Source organism: Lysinibacillus sp. NPDC098008 (assembly GCF_044760715.1).
GTDB lineage: Bacteria > Bacillota > Bacilli > Bacillales_A > Planococcaceae > Lysinibacillus.
This window is the reverse complement of the sequence record NZ_JBIWBA010000024.1, coordinates 46,456-63,140: the sequence shown is the minus strand read 5'-3', so window position 1 is coordinate 63,140 and position 16,685 is coordinate 46,456. Positions and strand designations below refer to the sequence as shown.

Genomic DNA, 16,685 nt, shown 5'->3' with positions numbered 1-16,685 from the left:
CGTAGTGGAAATCAACGGCTTTACTTTATTTTATTGTAAAAGAAAAAAGACTGTAGGCAAACTCAAAATTCATTGAGTTTGTCTACAGTCTGAGGTGCGATTCTATTAGAAGAATCGCACCTTTCCTGCTAGTATATTTTATTATGACGAATGGTAAACTGTAAGTCTGCTACATTTGCTATAAAGTTTTGATCATGCGTGACAAAAAGTATTGTTCCCTCATAGGCAGTAATAAATTGCTCAAGAGCCTCAAGCGCTGGAATATCTAAAAAATTGGTTGGCTCATCCAATAGTAAAATATTATACTCTCCCAAAAATAGCTGACAAAGCTGAAGGCGTATAGCTTCCCCACCACTTAAAGATAGCACACTTTTTTGCAAATCTGTTCCAACAAATTGCATGGCATAAAGGACACTACGCAATAAGCCCTCATCATACTCTGAACGATTTTTTAAAAACTGTAGAACCGTTTCATCGCTTGTAAACTGATAGCTCATTTGTTGGAAATAGCCTATTTTTGCCTTTGGTGAAATGATTAGCCCCTCACCTTTATGAAAAATATAATGGAGCAATGTACTTTTACCACTACCATTGCCACCTGTGAGTGCTATTTTCTTACCTAATGGTATTTGAAAGCTTACTTCCTCCAGTAGCACCTTATCCTCAACTTGCAAATTTAATCTATCTGCCATAATCGGAAATTTATTATGCATTGTTAATGCTTTTGATTGTCGAAAAACAATTTTTCGCTCTTGTTGTACAGCCTCTACCTCATGGAGCTTTTCTAGTCGATGTTCAATTGCTTTTGCTGCACGCTGCATAGCCTTTTGACTTGTGCCTTTTGACTTTGTCATAAACATGCGATTGGCTGGTGCATTCGCTTCTCTTTTTGACATGCCTCCTGCCTGCGTAATTTTTTCAGCTTTTTTCATTTTCTCATCTGCTGCTTTTTCAAGTCGACTTTTTTCTTTTATATACTGGCTATGCGCTTGGCTTTGTTGCTCACGCTGTTGTTGCTTTTGTGCAGCATAATCACTGTAATTTCCCGAATAGACCTGCACCTTACCTTCATCAACTTCCCAAATTGTTGTTACAAGCTCATCCAATACAGCTCGATCATGACTAATAACTAGCAGTGCCCCATAGTAATAACGTAATTCATCCAGTAAAAATGCAATACCTGCTTGATCTAAATGCGTTGTCGGTTCATCAATAAGCAAAGCTTCCTCATAAGTTGACAACAATTGGGCTAGCTTTAGTCTTGTTTGTTCGCCACCACTTAGCTGTGTAGAATATTTAGGAACCGCTAACTTTCCTAATAATGCGGCATCTGCCTCTACCACTGCTGGTACTGCCATTTGCTCAAAATAGCCGAAGTCCACATAACGCTTTACTCTTCCTCTCGTTGGTTCAAGCTTACCAGCAAGCAATTTCATTAATGTACTTTTACCAGCACCGTTTTTCCCAACAATTCCTATGCGGTCAAATTGATGCACTGCTAATTTTTCGATTGTTAATACCTCTTTATCTAAATAAACAACTTCTATATTTTCTAATTCAAAACATGCTTTCTCCATATTGCTACCTCCCGAAATAAATTGATTTCGTATCGATAGCAATTGCATCGATACGAGCCTCTCTTACCAGCTCGTATCAAAAGAACAATAGCATATGCATTGTACTTCTCCTCCCATAAAAAAATCACAGACAATCTGCCTGTGATAAATGTAACAAAGATATAGTATTTTTATTCTTACCAAAAAAGAAGACAATACAGCCTCCTTTTTTTCAATAATTTATGAAGATGATTAAAAAAGAACAGACCTATCCCGTTTACTCTAGTTTCACAAACAGAGCTTTTGACCATATTTAGTTATTAGACTAAAATTGGAAAACGAAACTTCATAGAATGTGTCATTTTTTAATAATCCTCCTTTAAGTATTACAATTATTATAAATACTTTTTTCAGTAAGTCAAGATTGGAAAATTGACTTTCAATATTGACTTAAAGGGTATATCAATTGTGAAAAACCTGATATAGTATGGACTTAAGAAAAAATCAAAGAGGAAATGGTGGTGTTTTATAAATGAAAAAGTATGTGATTGATATGTTAGTAATTATGCTTGGAGCGCTGTTATTTGCGCTAGCTGTTAACTTATTTGTTATTCCCAATGATTTAGGTGAAGGTGGTGTAACAGGCTTAACGATTATTGCTTACTATCTGTTTGGCTGGTCACCTAGTATTGTCAGCTTTGTCTTAAATGCAGCTTTACTTGTTGCTGGTTATAAATTTTTAAGCAGACAAACAACAATTTATACAATTATTGCGGTTTCCCTCCATTCCCTATTCTTACATTTAACAGAATCGTGGTCAATTTCCTCAAATGAAATTATTGTCAATACGATTTTTGGCGGCGTCTTTGCTGGTGCTGGTATTGGTCTTATTATTAGAGTGGGTGGTACAACAGCAGGCTCCACAATTTTAGCGAGAATGACAAACAAATATTTAGGCTGGAGTATTAGCTATGGCCTACTATTCTTTGACTTAATTGTTGCGTTTGCATCTTATTTCGTCATTGGTGCGGAGGCATTAATGCTAACGATTATTATGCTATATGTTGCTACAAAGATCATGGAATTTGTTATTGAAGGAGTGAATCCTAAAAAGGCTGTTACTATTATTTCGAAAAAGCCAGAAGATATTGCTGAACGTGTTACTGCCTTTATGAATCGTGGTGTCACGGTGCTTGCTGGTCATGGCTATTATACAAAGGAGCAAAAAGAGGTCCTGTATATTGTGATTAGTAAGCAAGAGGTTGTAAAGCTTAAAAAGATTGTTAAAGAAGTGGATAAAGATGCCTTTATCGCCATTCATGATGTAAGGGACGTTTTCGGAGAAGGCTTTATTGAATTAGCAAAATCATAATATAAACCTCCTATTTTGAGTCAAAATAGGAGGTTTATTTATTATTTTAAAATATTTAAGCTTGCTTGCGATCAGGATATAGTAAAGAGCAAACAATGCCGACAATTAAGCAAATAAAGAACGTCGCTGCCTTGGCTGAAACAATCGCCTCCATAGGTGACAGTGACCATGCAATTGCGCTAATAAAGCCTACAATAATTGTGGCGATGACCCCAATCCCTGATACACGTTTCCAGAAAAAGATTAACAAAATAACGACAGAAAATGTATTACCAATTCCTGCCCACGCAAAGGATACAAGACTATAAATAACTGAGCCTGATTTCAGTGAAATCATAATCCCAACAATCCCACTAATCACTGCCACAAAACGAGAAAGATGCACTAATCTTTTACTGGAAATATTCCAGCGCAATGTTTTATGAATAATATCCTCACTGATAGATGTCGTGATAACTAATAATTGTGAGGAAGCGGTTGACATAATGGCTGCTAAAATACCTGCTACAATAATACCTGCTACCCACGGTGGTAAAATTTCAAATATCATATGTGGCAAAATCATTTCAGGGTCATCTATAGAGCCTTGTTTATACAATGTAGAGGCAAAAATAGCTGATAAAAATGCTCCTACATATACGATAAGCGTCCAAATAATCGCCATATTACGTCCTGTTACACGTTCTTTTTCCGTTGTAATCGCCATAAAGCGCGAGCTTAATTGAGGCTGTCCACCTAGCCAGCCAAAGAACCAAGATAAGTTTGTAAATAGCATCGCTCCTAAAGCAAGGCCATTTAAGCCACCAACCCAGCTATCTGCACCATTGCCCATATTCGCAAGCTCTGCTGGTACACTTAAACCCTGATTCTGTATTTCCATATAGGCTGCGATTGGTACAATAATAAACGAAATAAGCATTAAAAAGCTTTGAATTGTATCTGTCCAAACAACAGACATAAATCCACCCATACATGAGTAGGCAATTATTATTGCAGCAATAATAATTGTGCCCCAAGTAATATTAAAGCCAGAAATCGAATAAATTGTTTTGCCCATGCCAGAAAACTGTGCTGCTAAATAGCAAACAAAGAATAATACCATCACAGCAGATGCTAACCAACGAATAATATCTGCATGCTGAGGAAACTTCACGGCAATATAATCTGTTAAACTATTTACCTTATATTTTTGCTGCTCTGTCATAAAGCGTTTAGATAAAAACAGCCATGAAAAAATAACCCCTAACAACATACCTGATAAAATCCAAACACCAGAAAGACCTGCAACATAAATAAAACCGATTGCGCCTAAAAACATATAGGCAGATTCTCCAGTAGCTCGCTCTGAAAAGGCTAATGCCCAGCCAGGTAGCTTGTTGCCGCCAAGAAAATAATCATTATGAGATAAATCCTTCTTGCTGAAATAAATACCAATGCCAAGCATAGCAAGTAAGTACATAAATATTTCAATATAAACAATTGTATGCATAACCCAAAATCCTCCATCTAATCAATCTAAATAATCCCAATAGGTTTTATCAGATAATAGTTCGGGTTATTTTAATTGTCAATAACTAAATTTGTAAAAGCGATGCAAAATATTTCGATATTTCTACAAACTTCAAAGCACCTGGAGAAAGGTGAATACTATGTTTATGTGCAATTCCAACCTGGCGAACATAGCCATCATAAAATTTTTTTCGAACAAGATTACTTGGTGCATGCAATAAAAGAGAATTTGGCACAATGGATATCCCTAAATTTTCATTGACCATTGTTAAAATAACCTGATCCACTGATAATTCATAAACAACATTTGGATGGATTTTATGCTTAGCTAACAGTTTGGAAACATCACGATCAATCGTACGCCTTGGCATAATCCAGCGCTCATGTTGCAATTGCTCTAAAGAAAGCTTGTCCTCCTGTGCTAATGGATGCTCCTTTGCCATAATACATACAAGCTCATCATCAAAAACAGCATCAAATATAAGATTTTTAGAATTAGGCTGTACTAAGAAGCCAATATCCACTACGCCATTATAAAGCCACCCCTCAATTTGATCGTAATCCCCCTCCATCAAGCGAATTTGCAAGTCTGGGTGATGCTGCTCAAAATATGCCAATACCTTTGGCAGCAAAACAAGCGAAACACTTGGTAAAATCCCAACAGATAATGTACCACCAATCAGATTTTTTAAATTTGCCACAGAGGTTTCAAGCTGCTGCTGTTGCTGCAAAATTTTTGAAATATGCTCATACACAACCTTTCCCTCACTCGTTAAAACAATATTGTTACGGTTTCGAATAATTAAAGACAGCCCTAGCTCTGACTCCAAATTACTAATCGTATGACTAATCGACGACTGTGTAAGATTTAGCTTTAGCCCTGTTTCTGTAAAATTCCCTGTATCAATCAATGTATAAAAAGCCATATATTGCGCTAATGTTGCCATTATTGCTCCAACCCCTTTATGATTTTTTTTCATATCTGATTATTCAAATATTCATTTGATTTATATTCCCCCTCTCATCTATAATAAAATAAAATCCAAGTAAATCAATAAGGTTTGTGCTGAGGGGGCATTAAAATGGCAGAGGAAAAATTAATGATGAAAGCTTTATCCATGGATATTATTACAGCAAAAATGTTTACTGAATTACATCTCTCCATTACGGAGCAATACGGAGAGCATGGTCGTGAATTAGTTCAACAAGGTTTGCAGGCATTTGGTTTAAAGGATGCTGAAGCAATGGCGAAAAAGGCAACAGCAGAAGGCGAAAATCATACATTCTTTGAATACTTACCCCAAATTGTTGAAGGTCAAGAGCAATATGCAGATTTAACAACATTTGCTCGCTTCTCAAAAATGTTTGCACAAATTGCGAAGCCAGTTGTTGATGAATTTGGCGAAGAAGGCGAGCAAGTCATTATGCGTGCAGTAGAACGTTTTGGCAATAAGCGTGGTGCAGGTATTGCTCAACGTGCACGTACAAATGGCTTAGAAAATTCATTGGAAAACTATTTAACAAACTATGACATGGGACGCAGCGATTTATTTGAAATTGAAACGGTTTATAAAGAAAATGAGGTTGAACAAACATTTACACATTGTCCACTTGGTCAGCAATGGGCGGATGATGGAATGGGTAAATACGGTATTTTATATTGTAAAATGATCGACCCTTCAATTGCAAAAGGGTACAATAAAAACTTTGAAGTGGTGCATGATGAGTATGTATTACGTGAAGGGCAATGCCACTTCCAATTCCAAATGAAAGAGTGATAGCTATGATTAATGGAGAAAGACTCTTACAACATCTTGAAGATTTAAGTCAGATTGGCCGCAATGAAGCAACAGGCGGGGTTAACCGTTTCTCTTTTACACCAGAGGAAAAGCAAGCGATTGAATTAGTAACGACTTATATGGAAGAAGCAGGTATGGTTGTGACAATTGATGCTATAGGAAATCTTATTGGTACGTATGGCGAAGGAAATGACACAATTATGCTAGGCTCACATATCGACACAGTACCAGAAGGTGGTAAATATGATGGAGCATTAGGCGTACTAGCTGCCATTGAGGTTGTACACACAATGCATGAACAACAATTAGTCCCATCTAAAAAAATCCAAGTTGTTGCGTTTAAAGATGAAGAAGGCACAAGATTTGATTTTGGGCTAATTGGTAGTAGAGCAATGGCTGGTCTTTTAACAGAGGATCAACTACAGTTCACGGACAAAAATGGTATTTCTATTGAAGAAGCTATGAAGGCATTCCAATTATCACCGTATCCTTTCGAACAACAACCACGTGATGATATTAAAGCTTATTTAGAAATGCATATTGAACAAGGAAAAGTATTAGAAAACGAAGACCTACCTGTTGGTATTGTTACAGGTATCGCAGCTCCTGCTTGGTTAGAGGTAACCGTAACTGGTGTTAGTGAGCATGCTGGTGCAACACCAATGCCGCTTCGTCACGATGCTCTTACAGCCGCAAGTGAAATGATTTTAGCTATTGAACAGCTATTAAATGATACAACTGGCTCCGTTGCGACTGTTGGTAAACTCACTGTATCTCCTAACGGTACAAATGTTATTCCAGGGAAGGTTACATTCACTATCGACCTACGAGATATTGATGAAAGTACGGTCAATGCATTGGAAGCAACCATTTTACAACAGCTACACCAAGTTGCTACACGTAGAAATGTAACGCTATCTTCTAAAGTTTTACAACGTGTGAAGCCAGCGAAAACAGATGCAGCGCTACAACAGCAATTAGCAACAAGCATTGACAAACAAGGAATACAACCCTACTTCCTTGTAAGTGGTGCTGGACATGATGCCATGAATATCGCTGAAATCGCACCAATTGCTATGCTATTTGTACGTTCCAAAGATGGCATTAGCCATAACCCATTAGAATACAGCTCAGATAAAGATATTATCATCGCAACAGATATCTTTTATGATACGGTTGTGGAGCTTGCTAAATAATCCTTTATATAGAACAAAGCTATTCTCTAAACTTTTGAGAATGGCTCAGGCTGTAGACAAACTCAATGAATTTTGAGTTTGTCTACAATTTTTTTCTTTTACAATAAAATAAAGGTAAGTCGTTGATTTCCACTACGGGCGGACACTTTCCGCGGGAGTCGCTGCCCTTCATTCCAATCAACTTCTACATAAAGAACACCTTATGCATAAGTAAGCTTTCGAGGTGATCAACCCTGATGACAAAGCATCAAATCCATGAACGTGAACAAGTAGAAATGCTACCGGTTGTTCCCCAAAACACTTCTTTCTATCTGTTCTACTTTATAAACAAATGACTGCTAAAAAAGGTTCATCTTTTTTGGAAACAACAATAAAATCACCCTGCTCTGAGAAAAGAACAGGGTAATTTTGCTATTAGGATAAATTTCTTTTCACAAGTATACCTACTTGCCTTGCGATAGCTTCAATATCATCATCAATCTCATCTAACGTATAGGATTCTAAAACACCCATAACGGCTGTTCCTAAAAATTTCAAAATCATATACCTGTCTATCTGTTCATTTAGGGCCGTATTGCTATCGAGCTTTTTATCAATTTCGCCCATAATAAATGTTAATAATTTTTTTCGAAACGATAATGTACTTTCACTTCTAAATAAGGCAGCAAAAAAAAGCTTATGCTGCTGAAAATACGAAAACCATATAATCGTACCTTCTATAAAGCCTTTATCCTTTTTAGCGTCACATATTTCTCTTAAACACTTTAAATGATTATCAACAATCTTATCTAATAAATCATATTTATCAATATAATGAAGATAAAAGGTTTTTCTACCAATATTAGCTTTTTCGCTAATATTTTTAACTGTAATGTCATCAAAGCCTTCATGAATCAGCATCGTTAAAAAGGCAGATTGGATTGCCTGCTGAGATTTCAATATTCTTCGATCAATTTTCTCCATGGAAAGACCTCCACTTATTTATTACACACATTTTCATTTATGTGTAATAGCACACAAATTATTAAATATGGTTATTGCAATGATTTGCGCTCTTTTTTATTATAAATATACACGAGTGTATTAAGTCACACAAGTGTATATTTTAAAAAAGGTGGTCTTCATATGACAGTTACAAAGAAAAATGTAAGATTCAATGCACGAGGATTAAAACTTGCTGGAATTTTAAATTTACCAGAGAATGCTGAAGAAAAGAAAGAAAATCCTGCAATTGTTTGTGTACATCCAGGCAGTAGCTGTAAAGATCAAACAGCAGGTCTCTACGCTGAAAAATTAGCAGAACTTGGCTATGTAACGATTGCTTTTGATGCAGCTTATCAAGGGGAAAGTGAAGGAGAGCCTCGATATATTGAAGAGCCCGCTGCACGTGTGGAAGATATTCGTTGTGCAGTGGATTATTTAACGACGCTTGATTATGTAGATGAAAATCGTATTGGCGTTTTAGGCGTTTGTGCAGGCGGTGGCTATGCAGTTAATGCGGCTATGACAGAGCGACGTATCAAAGCTGTTGGTACAGTTGTTGGCGCAAATATCGGTCGTGTAAACCGTGAAGGTGACCCTATTAAAACATTAGAAGGCATTGGACAGCAACGTACTGCTGAGGCACGTGGCGCAGAAACACTCATTACAAATTGGATTCCTAAAAGTCAGGCTGAAAGAGAGCAGGCTGGAATTACTGATATTGATATTAAAGAAGCTATTGACTACTACACAACACCTAGAGGTCAAAGTCCTAACTCACCAAACAAACTAAACTTTACAAGCATGGCATCAGTTATTGCTTTTGACGCTTTCCATTTAGTGGGGGAATTACTAACACAGCCTTTACAAATTATTGTTGGTGATGTACAAGGTGCTTTCGGCTCCTATAAAGACGGTCATGAGCTTTATAATCGTGCAGCCTCTAAAAACAAGGATATATTAGTTGTTGAAGGTGCAAGTCACTATGATTTATACGACCAACCAGAGCCTGTTGGCATTGCAGTTGAGAAATTAGCTAGTTTCTATAAAGAGTATCTATAGTTATTTCCTATAAAATAAGCCATCTAGCATTGATAACGTATCAATACTAGATGGCTATTTTAGTTTGTTGAATCACGTTTCATTACTATTGGCTTGAAACGATATAGTTGTTGCTCATCGGGCATTTGTTCTTTTTTGATTTTACCTAAAAGGAGAGCAGCTGATTTTTTTGCCATTTCTAAAATCGGTTGCTGTAAGGTTGTAATCGAAGGTGTTATAAATTTAGCATATGGGACATCATCTACAGCAATTACCTGCAAATCGTCTGGCACCTGTAAATTGTGCCTCTTGATATACACCATTAATTCCTGTGCAATTCGATCATTTGCTGCAATAATGCCCTTCGGTGGCTGCTCCAATGCAAATAGCTGCTGCAAAATTTCTTCCATCTCTGAAGGATCGCCATTTTTTATATAGCGCTCATCAATAGGGAGCTTACGCTTTTTTAATGCTTGACGAAACCCCTCTAAACGTTCAACCCGAGGTGTAATCGGTAATGCTAAAGACGTTGTTATAATAGCTAATGGCTGCTTTTGAAATAGCTCAACAGCCATATCCATTGCCGAAAAATTATCTAACAAAACAGCAGGAATATCTACCCCTTCGATAAAGCGGTCAATAAATACAATCGGCATTGTTTGCTGGTGAAGTCTTATATAAAGCTCTTTATTTTCGCCTGTTGGAAAAACAATCAGACCATCTACTTGCTTTTCAAGTAATGTTTCAACATGTTCCTTCTCTTTCTTTGGATTATCTGCTGAGTTACAAACAATCATATGGAAGCCTTCTTTATCAAACTCCGCTTCTAGCGCATTTATAATTTTTGTTGAAAAGTCATGAATAATATTCGCTACAATAATACCAATCGTAAAGGTAGATTTCTGTTTTAGGCTACGGGCCATTATATTAGGTCGATATTGCAACGCTTCCACAGCTTCTTCAATTTTTTTTCGGGTTTCTGCACTCATATATTCATATCGCTTATTTAAATATTGCGATACGGTGCTGTTTGAAACGTTTGCATATTGTGCAACATCGGCAATTGTTGTTTTTTTCACTAAAATCAATCTCCTACCTACTAAATATGAAAATTCTGTTTAGTATATATGTAGCATAGCATATTTTCAAGACGAATTAACTATTCAAATATTGATATACCTGTTCTGGTAAATCGATACCTTTTGCCAATGTTTCCTCACTACGTCTTTGCTCCAGTTCACCAGGTACAAAAACTTGCTCAAAGTTCGGTGCTGGTGGTGCATCATGCAGCTCTTGAACCATCTGTGAGATGCTTGCTTTAAATTGCTCAAGATCACCGAAAACTTGCGGATCAATTACATACATATATTGTCCAAGATTGCGTTTTTGCTCGTAATCTCCATACATTTTGGAAATATGAGGTCCAAATGCAGCACTCGCTAAAATGCCAGAAAGCACATCTACTACAAGTGCCATACCGTATCCTTTTGGTCCACCGAATGGTGTTAAAGATTTTACTTGGTGAGGGTCTGCTGTTGGTGCACCTTGTGCGTCAACGCCCCAAGTAGTCGGAATCATTTCACCTTTTTCACGTGCATATAAAATTTTCCCAAGTGCGACATTACTTGTTGCCATATCCAAAATAATTGGCTTATCATTTGTAGGGAAACCAAATGCGATTGGATTTGTACCAAAATATGGCTCCTTGCCACCAAACGGTACAACAGCTGAATCTGTTTGAGAGCACATAATGGCAATTAAATTTTCATTTGTTGCTTGCTCAAGAAAATAGCCAAGTGCCCCGCAATGGCTGCTTTCTTGAATAATTGTTGTACATGAGCCATGCTCTTTGGCGATACGAATCGTTTCATCCATTGCCTCTTGACAAATAACATGTCCAAAGCCATTATCCCCTTTAAAAAGAAGGTGGTTCGTTCCACGTTGCTCTACAGAGAAATTTGGCTCCTTTGTAATACCACCTGCTTTTAAACGTGTAATATAATGCTCTACACGCATAACACCATGAGAGCTTACACCACGTAAATCCGCATAAATCAAAACATCTGCTACCTGTGCAGCCGTCTTTGTATCAATGCCCTCTGCTGTAAACTTATTAACTACTAGCTCTTTTAAAGCTTGAACGGAAATATTCATCCGAACCCCTCCCTATTATTTAAAATAAATTTGTACTTTGTTTGTGTTATATTGTTTAGCTTCAAAGTAGGCAATCGCATCCTCAAAGGCAATTTCCTTTGTTACATAGCCTTCTTTTATCTCTCCTGCTTGCATATGCTTCATCACTGTTTCGAAATCTTCTAATGTTGCATTACGGCTACTTTTCAACGTTAATTCTCTTGAATGGAAATCAGGATCATTAAAGGTAATTGTCTTTTTCATTAAGCCAATAAATACTAATGTGCCACTATGTTCAACATATTCGAACGATGCTTCCATTGATTTTTGATTGCCTGTTGCATCAAACACAACTGTTGGCAATTCCCCATTAAATTTTTCACGAAGCTGAACTAGTACATCATTATTGACAATAATGACATCGTCTGCCTCTGTCCATGCTTGCCCATAGGCTAAACGCTCTTCATTTAAATCCATTAACACCGTTTTTGCCCCACGTAATTTCGCAAAGCGTGCTGCTCCTAATCCAATAGGACCCGCACCAATGACAAGCACTGTATCCTTTTCTGTTAGCTCTGAGCGACGTACTGCATGTGCACCGATTGCTAAAGGCTCAACAATTGCTAATTGCTCTCCAGACACCGCATTATCTGTAATAACAATGCTTTCATCTACAACGATATACTCACCCATACCGCCATCTGTATGCACACCTAATACTTGAATTGTTTTACAGCAGTTTGTTTGACCACGGCGACAAGGTGCACATTTACCACAATGAATATATGGAATAACTGTTGCACGATCTCCTACCTGAATACCTGTTACATCTTCACCAACTGCCTCTACAATAGCAGCAAGCTCATGGCCTAAAACACGTGGATAGCTAAAAAATGGCTGCTCTCCTGCAAAGGCATGTGTATCTGTTCCGCATATGCCGATATGTGTAATTTTCAATAGTACATCATGGCTTTTTTGAATGCTTGGTTTTTCTACCTCGCGCTGGATCATTTGAAATGGTTCATTAATCACTAATTGTTGCATGTTATGTCCTCCAATAATTGCTCAATATTTGAAAATTGTTTGATAACTGCTGCTGGATCACAATGGAAGTATTGCTCAATAAATTGCTGCATTGGCTCGATATTGCCTTCTGTATATTGCGCATGCATATTCGTTAATTTTTCTACGATCTCCTCTGATTCACGCATTGAAAACCGTGCTGGATTCATTGCATACAAACCTAACGCTAAAGCTTGGTAATAAATTTCTGTCATCGCAAATGGCGCAATACGTGTTTGCCACTTCGATAATTCATTTAATTGAATATCATATAGCTGATGCTCAATAAATGGATTCAAAAATCGTTCAAAGACATTATGCTGGTACTGCTCATCCACATGATAGCGCTCTGTAAAATCAGCTGTAACCTTCTCGATAAAGCTACGTACACCTATTTGTGAAAAAGCTTCTCTCACAGTTTTATAGCCATAAATCTTGCCAAATGCTGCGAGCAATATATGACTACCATTTAAAATGGCAACTTTACGCCTGCGATACATTGCTAAATCTGCAAAGACAAAGGGTAAATCTGCGCTTGTTGGCCAATGCTTGAAGGGTGCCTGCTGGTCAATAACAAATAAAAAATATGGTTCACAAACTGTATATAATGCGTCATCGCCACTATAATCCTGTGGGTAGCCTGTTACAATACGATCCACTAATGTATTACAAAAGGCTAATGTCTTGAGCCATTCGATAAAGGCTACAGGTAGCTCCCAGTCCTTTGCATGCTGTAAGCAAATATTTTTTAATGTATCACCATTCTGTTCAATTAGCTCAAGAGGCACAATTGCTAATTGCTTATTGCCTTGAAAATACTTGTAATAGTGTTCTAGGAAAATCGTTAATTTCGCTGCATAGCTTGTAGGACAGACAGTTGGATACGATATTTTTTCGTAATAAATGCCTGCCTCTGTTGTATTTGACACAATCATCTCCAATGCATCTGATTGTGCATATTGCAGGAATTTTTGCCAATCCTCATATGGATTAATCGTATCTTGAATAGCCTGTACAGCAATTTCCTGCTCTACAATTTCGCCATTTTTCAAGCCACGTTCGTTGACAGTAAATTGTAAGTGCTGTTGCTCTAAAAGCTTTACCGTTTTTCCTCTTGCAGTTGCGGCAACAGAAACAATACCAAAAGGTGCTTGTAATTTTTCAATTGCTAAATCAAAAAAGCCTCTCATGAAATTGCCATCACCAATTTGCATAATATTAATAGGGTGCTTCATCATCGCTCTCTCCTACATCGTAACGCCATCTTTAAAAATAGCGATTTCTTTATAGCCAAATTTTTCGTTATTTGTTTGTACTTCTCCTGAAGCTAACGCTAAAATATAATCGACAAATTCATCGACTAAAGCAGCCATTGATTTGCCGTCTACTAATTGACCTGCATTAAAATCAATCCAATTTTTTTTGCGTTCATATAGCGATGTATTTGTTGAAATTTTTACAGTTGGCGTTGGTCCCCCAAATGGTGTGCCACGTCCTGTTGAAAATAGCACGATCTGACAGCCCGTTGAAGCAAGAGCTGTTGTCGAAACAAGGTCATTCCCTGGTCCATTTAATAAATGCAGTCCCTTTGTTGACATACGGTCGCCATAATCAAGCACTTCTTTTACTTCTTGGAATCCACCCTTTTGAATACAGCCAAGTGATTTTTCCTCCAATGTTGTAATGCCACCTGCTTTATTGCCAGGAGATGGGTTTTCATAGACAGGCTGATTATATTTCATAAAATATTGTTTAAAGTTATTCACTAGCTGCACAATATCCTCAAAAACATTCTCGTCTTTTGCACGTTCCATTAAAATTTGTTCAGCACCGAACATTTCTGGAACCTCTGTTAACACAGTTGCACCACCTGCTGCAATCAATTGATCCGAAAATGCACCAATCATTGGATTTGCTGTGATTCCTGAAAATCCATCACTGCCGCCACATTTCAAGCCAATTTTCAGCTCTGAGATTGGTAGCTCTTGTCGTTTGAATGTTGTTACATAATCAAAAGCCCTTTCAAGCAATTGTTGACCTTCTTCCATTTCATCTGCCGCTTCTTGAACATTTAAAAAGGTAACACGATTTTCGTCATAATCACCAATCACCGTTTTAAACAAGTCGATATAATTATTTTCACAGCCAAGCCCTAGGACAATCACAGCTCCTGCATTCGGATGATGAATTAAATCTGCTAAAATTTTTTGCGTATATGTTAAATCATCGCCAAGCTGTGAGCAGCCATATGGGTGAGAAAAATGCTGTACGCCATCAAAGTTGTCTGCCTTCAATAATTGATTGCCTAGCTTCGCTAAATTTTCAGCTACTTTATTAATACAGCCTACTGTATTAATAATCCAAATTTCATTGCGTATACCGACCTGTCCATCCGTTCGGCGATAGCCTTTAAATGTACGATTGACATGACGAGCAGCAGCCACAGCATGTGCTTTTGGTTTAAATTCATAGCTTAACTCGCCTGATAAATTTGTTTTCATATTATGTGAATGTACCCAGCTACCAGCAGCAATATCCTCTGTTGCATGTCCAATTGGGAAGCCATATTTCGTAATATGTGTATCTTTTGCAAGCGCAGTAATCGCAATTTTATGCCCACGCTGTACATCCTCCTGTAACGTAATTTCTGTATCACCCAACGGAAGCAAAAAGCCTTGAGAAAGATCACTCAAGGCTATGGCAACATTGTCCATCGGATGAATTTGAATAACTGATTGATTGTTCATTTGAATCCACCCTTTCCATTTCTAAGCTGTTTTCTGATGTGTAATTGGTCTAACGAATTTAATAACTGCTAATGAAGCAACAACTGCTAAACCGCCTGCTAGTAAGAAAGCTGCAGAGAAAGTTCCTGTTTTATCAACAAGATAACCTGTTAAAGTTGGTCCAATAATACCTGCTGTGTTTGCTAGGAAGTGCATAAACCCACCAACAGACCCAACATATTTTGATTCTACAACGTCATTGATAATTGCCCAATAAATGGCACCTGTTAAATATAAGAAGAACACTGAAATCGCAACAAGTGCAACTGCACTCACTGTTGTTGAAACGATCCCTGCACAGCCAATCGATACAGCTGCTAGGAATAAACATGTAACAAGTACAACTTTACGTGAGAATAAAACACCTTTACTCATAAAGCGTTTGTAAATGAAATCTGAAACAATACCACTTAATGCTAAACCTAGGAAACCTAAAATCCATGGAATAACTGTTACAATACTCATATCTTTTACATCCATACCACGTGCTTCTACTAAATAGCTTGGGAACCACGTTAAGAAGAAGAATAAAATATAGTTATAGGCGAAAAATGAGAATGCTGTAAACAGCACTGTTGTCTGTTTTAAATAGTAACCTAATCCTCGGCCATCATCTGTTTCTACAACATCATCGTTTGCGATTGGCTCGTCCACTACTGCATCCTTTGGCTTTTCTTTTACTACTTTAAACCAAACGATTGCCCAAATAAATCCAATAATCATAATGGCAATAAATGAATATTTCCAGCCATATGCTAATGCGATATAACCAACAATTGGACCAGCAATCGCACCACCAAGTGGTGTACCACTATTTGTAAGCCCAACAACAGATGCACGCTTATCTGCTGGGAACCAGTTATTGACCATTTTATTGATGGTTGATGATAGCGGACCCTCTGCCATACCAAATACGATACGAACGAAAATTAACGAAGCAAACCCAACAACTAATACCATTGCTCCACTGAATAATGACCAAACAATCATTGCTACAAATAATGTTAGCTTTGCACCAAATCTATCAGATGCCATCCCACCTAAAAAGTTAAAGACTGCATAGCCAACAGAGAAACTACTAAAGATAATCCCTAATTGTGTTGATGTTAAATGAATATCCTCTTGAATAAACGGTGCCGCAATCGATAATGCTGAACGGTCTAAATAGTTAATGACACCTGCTAAAAACAACATGACAATAACAATTGTTTTGCCTTCTCCGAAAATACCTTGTTGCTTCATATTAATTC

General features: G+C 37.4%; 14 protein-coding genes. 4 read left to right on the top strand and 10 right to left on the bottom strand.

The genetic code is table 11. The features are described from left to right. Positions 1–128 precede the first annotated feature (128 nt). The gene (locus ACIQVU_RS17140) at positions 129–1,577 is read right to left on the bottom strand and encodes an Msr family ABC-F type ribosomal protection protein (RefSeq protein WP_340808125.1); all 1,449 of its coding nucleotides are present in this window, start codon (positions 1,575–1,577) and stop codon (positions 129–131) included. 511 nt (positions 1,578–2,088) lie between these two features. Between ACIQVU_RS17140 and ACIQVU_RS17135 the strand changes: the two genes are divergently transcribed. Then, entirely contained in the window at positions 2,089–2,928 is an 840-nt protein-coding gene (locus ACIQVU_RS17135) for a YitT family protein (protein WP_340808127.1), read from the top strand. A 55-nt stretch (positions 2,929–2,983) separates the two neighbouring features. On the opposite strand, the gene ACIQVU_RS17130 is transcribed toward ACIQVU_RS17135, so the two are convergent. Both ACIQVU_RS17130 and ACIQVU_RS17125 read right to left on the bottom strand, forming a co-directional pair. Then, positions 2,984–4,417 (bottom strand): sodium/proline symporter, encoded by a 1,434-nt coding sequence (locus ACIQVU_RS17130; RefSeq protein ID WP_340808128.1) that lies wholly within the window; start codon positions 4,415–4,417, stop codon positions 2,984–2,986. Positions 4,418–4,502: 85 nt separating this feature from the next. Beyond that, positions 4,503–5,384, bottom strand: a complete 882-nt coding sequence (locus ACIQVU_RS17125) for a LysR family transcriptional regulator (protein WP_402896464.1) — start codon at positions 5,382–5,384, stop codon at positions 4,503–4,505. 135 nt (positions 5,385–5,519) lie between these two features. Between ACIQVU_RS17125 and ACIQVU_RS17120 the strand changes: the two genes are divergently transcribed. Together ACIQVU_RS17120 and ACIQVU_RS17115 are read left to right on the top strand one after the other, a co-directional pair. Further along, positions 5,520–6,215, top strand: a complete 696-nt coding sequence (locus tag ACIQVU_RS17120) for an L-2-amino-thiazoline-4-carboxylic acid hydrolase (RefSeq protein ID WP_340808131.1) — start codon at positions 5,520–5,522, stop codon at positions 6,213–6,215. A gap of 5 nt (positions 6,216–6,220) precedes the next feature. After that, a complete protein-coding gene (locus tag ACIQVU_RS17115; protein ID WP_340808133.1) occupies positions 6,221–7,432 on the top strand; it encodes a Zn-dependent hydrolase in 1,212 nt (403 codons plus the stop codon). 414 nt (positions 7,433–7,846) lie between these two features. Here ACIQVU_RS17115 and ACIQVU_RS17110 read toward each other — a convergent pair whose 3' ends face one another. Beyond that, complete coding sequence (locus ACIQVU_RS17110) at positions 7,847–8,395, bottom strand: TetR/AcrR family transcriptional regulator (RefSeq protein ID WP_340808134.1); 549 nt, start codon at positions 8,393–8,395, stop codon at positions 7,847–7,849. A 162-nt stretch (positions 8,396–8,557) separates the two neighbouring features. On the opposite strand from ACIQVU_RS17110, the gene ACIQVU_RS17105 reads away from it, so the two are divergent. Beyond that, positions 8,558–9,475 (top strand): alpha/beta hydrolase, encoded by a 918-nt coding sequence (locus ACIQVU_RS17105; RefSeq protein WP_402896461.1) that lies wholly within the window; start codon positions 8,558–8,560, stop codon positions 9,473–9,475. 59 nt (positions 9,476–9,534) lie between these two features. Here the strand turns inward: ACIQVU_RS17105 and ACIQVU_RS17100 are convergent, their stop codons facing one another. From ACIQVU_RS17100 to ACIQVU_RS17075, 6 genes are all read right to left on the bottom strand, one after another. Beyond that, positions 9,535–10,533, bottom strand: coding sequence for a LacI family DNA-binding transcriptional regulator (locus tag ACIQVU_RS17100; RefSeq protein ID WP_402896459.1), 999 nt, complete (start codon positions 10,531–10,533; stop codon positions 9,535–9,537). Between the two features lie 76 nt (positions 10,534–10,609). Continuing rightward, positions 10,610–11,608 carry an ureidoglycolate dehydrogenase gene (allD, locus tag ACIQVU_RS17095; RefSeq protein ID WP_340808139.1) on the bottom strand — a complete coding sequence of 333 codons (999 nt, stop codon included), beginning with the start codon at positions 11,606–11,608 and terminating at the stop codon, positions 10,610–10,612. Between the two features lie 15 nt (positions 11,609–11,623). After that, the gene (locus ACIQVU_RS17090; RefSeq protein WP_402896457.1) at positions 11,624–12,631 is read right to left on the bottom strand and encodes a zinc-binding alcohol dehydrogenase family protein; all 1,008 of its coding nucleotides are present in this window, start codon (positions 12,629–12,631) and stop codon (positions 11,624–11,626) included. Further along, a complete protein-coding gene (locus ACIQVU_RS17085) occupies positions 12,619–13,884 on the bottom strand; it encodes a mannitol dehydrogenase family protein (protein ID WP_402896455.1) in 1,266 nt (421 codons plus the stop codon). Before ACIQVU_RS17085 ends, ACIQVU_RS17090 begins: the two co-directional genes overlap by 13 nt. Before the next feature lie 12 nt (positions 13,885–13,896). Beyond that, complete coding sequence (locus tag ACIQVU_RS17080) at positions 13,897–15,396, bottom strand: UxaA family hydrolase (protein ID WP_340808143.1); 1,500 nt, start codon at positions 15,394–15,396, stop codon at positions 13,897–13,899. Positions 15,397–15,417: 21 nt separating this feature from the next. After that, positions 15,418–16,677, bottom strand: a complete 1,260-nt coding sequence (locus ACIQVU_RS17075) for an MFS transporter (protein WP_402896453.1) — start codon at positions 16,675–16,677, stop codon at positions 15,418–15,420. Positions 16,678–16,685: the final 8 nt, after the last annotated feature.

Excerpts from the sequence above, each read along its gene's own strand:
- ACIQVU_RS17110 (WP_340808134.1), bottom strand. The coding sequence starts at position 8,395 with ATGGAGAAAATTGATCGAAGAATATTGAAATCTCAGCAGGCAATCCAA.
- ACIQVU_RS17080 (WP_340808143.1), bottom strand. The coding sequence starts at position 15,396 with ATGAACAATCAATCAGTTATTCAAATTCATCCGATGGACAATGTTGCC.
- ACIQVU_RS17105 (WP_402896461.1), top strand. The coding sequence starts at position 8,558 with ATGACAGTTACAAAGAAAAATGTAAGATTCAATGCACGAGGATTAAAA.
- ACIQVU_RS17115 (WP_340808133.1), top strand. The coding sequence starts at position 6,221 with ATGATTAATGGAGAAAGACTCTTACAACATCTTGAAGATTTAAGTCAG.
- ACIQVU_RS17085 (WP_402896455.1), bottom strand. The coding sequence starts at position 13,884 with ATGAAGCACCCTATTAATATTATGCAAATTGGTGATGGCAATTTCATG.
- ACIQVU_RS17135 (WP_340808127.1), top strand. The coding sequence starts at position 2,089 with ATGAAAAAGTATGTGATTGATATGTTAGTAATTATGCTTGGAGCGCTG.
- ACIQVU_RS17090 (WP_402896457.1), bottom strand. The coding sequence starts at position 12,631 with ATGCAACAATTAGTGATTAATGAACCATTTCAAATGATCCAGCGCGAG.
- ACIQVU_RS17130 (WP_340808128.1), bottom strand. The coding sequence starts at position 4,417 with ATGCATACAATTGTTTATATTGAAATATTTATGTACTTACTTGCTATG.
- ACIQVU_RS17075 (WP_402896453.1), bottom strand. The coding sequence starts at position 16,677 with ATGAAGCAACAAGGTATTTTCGGAGAAGGCAAAACAATTGTTATTGTC.
- ACIQVU_RS17120 (WP_340808131.1), top strand. The coding sequence starts at position 5,520 with ATGGCAGAGGAAAAATTAATGATGAAAGCTTTATCCATGGATATTATT.
- ACIQVU_RS17125 (WP_402896464.1), bottom strand. The coding sequence starts at position 5,384 with ATGGCAACATTAGCGCAATATATGGCTTTTTATACATTGATTGATACA.
- allD (WP_340808139.1), bottom strand. The coding sequence starts at position 11,608 with ATGAATATTTCCGTTCAAGCTTTAAAAGAGCTAGTAGTTAATAAGTTT.
- ACIQVU_RS17140 (WP_340808125.1), bottom strand. The coding sequence starts at position 1,577 with ATGGAGAAAGCATGTTTTGAATTAGAAAATATAGAAGTTGTTTATTTA.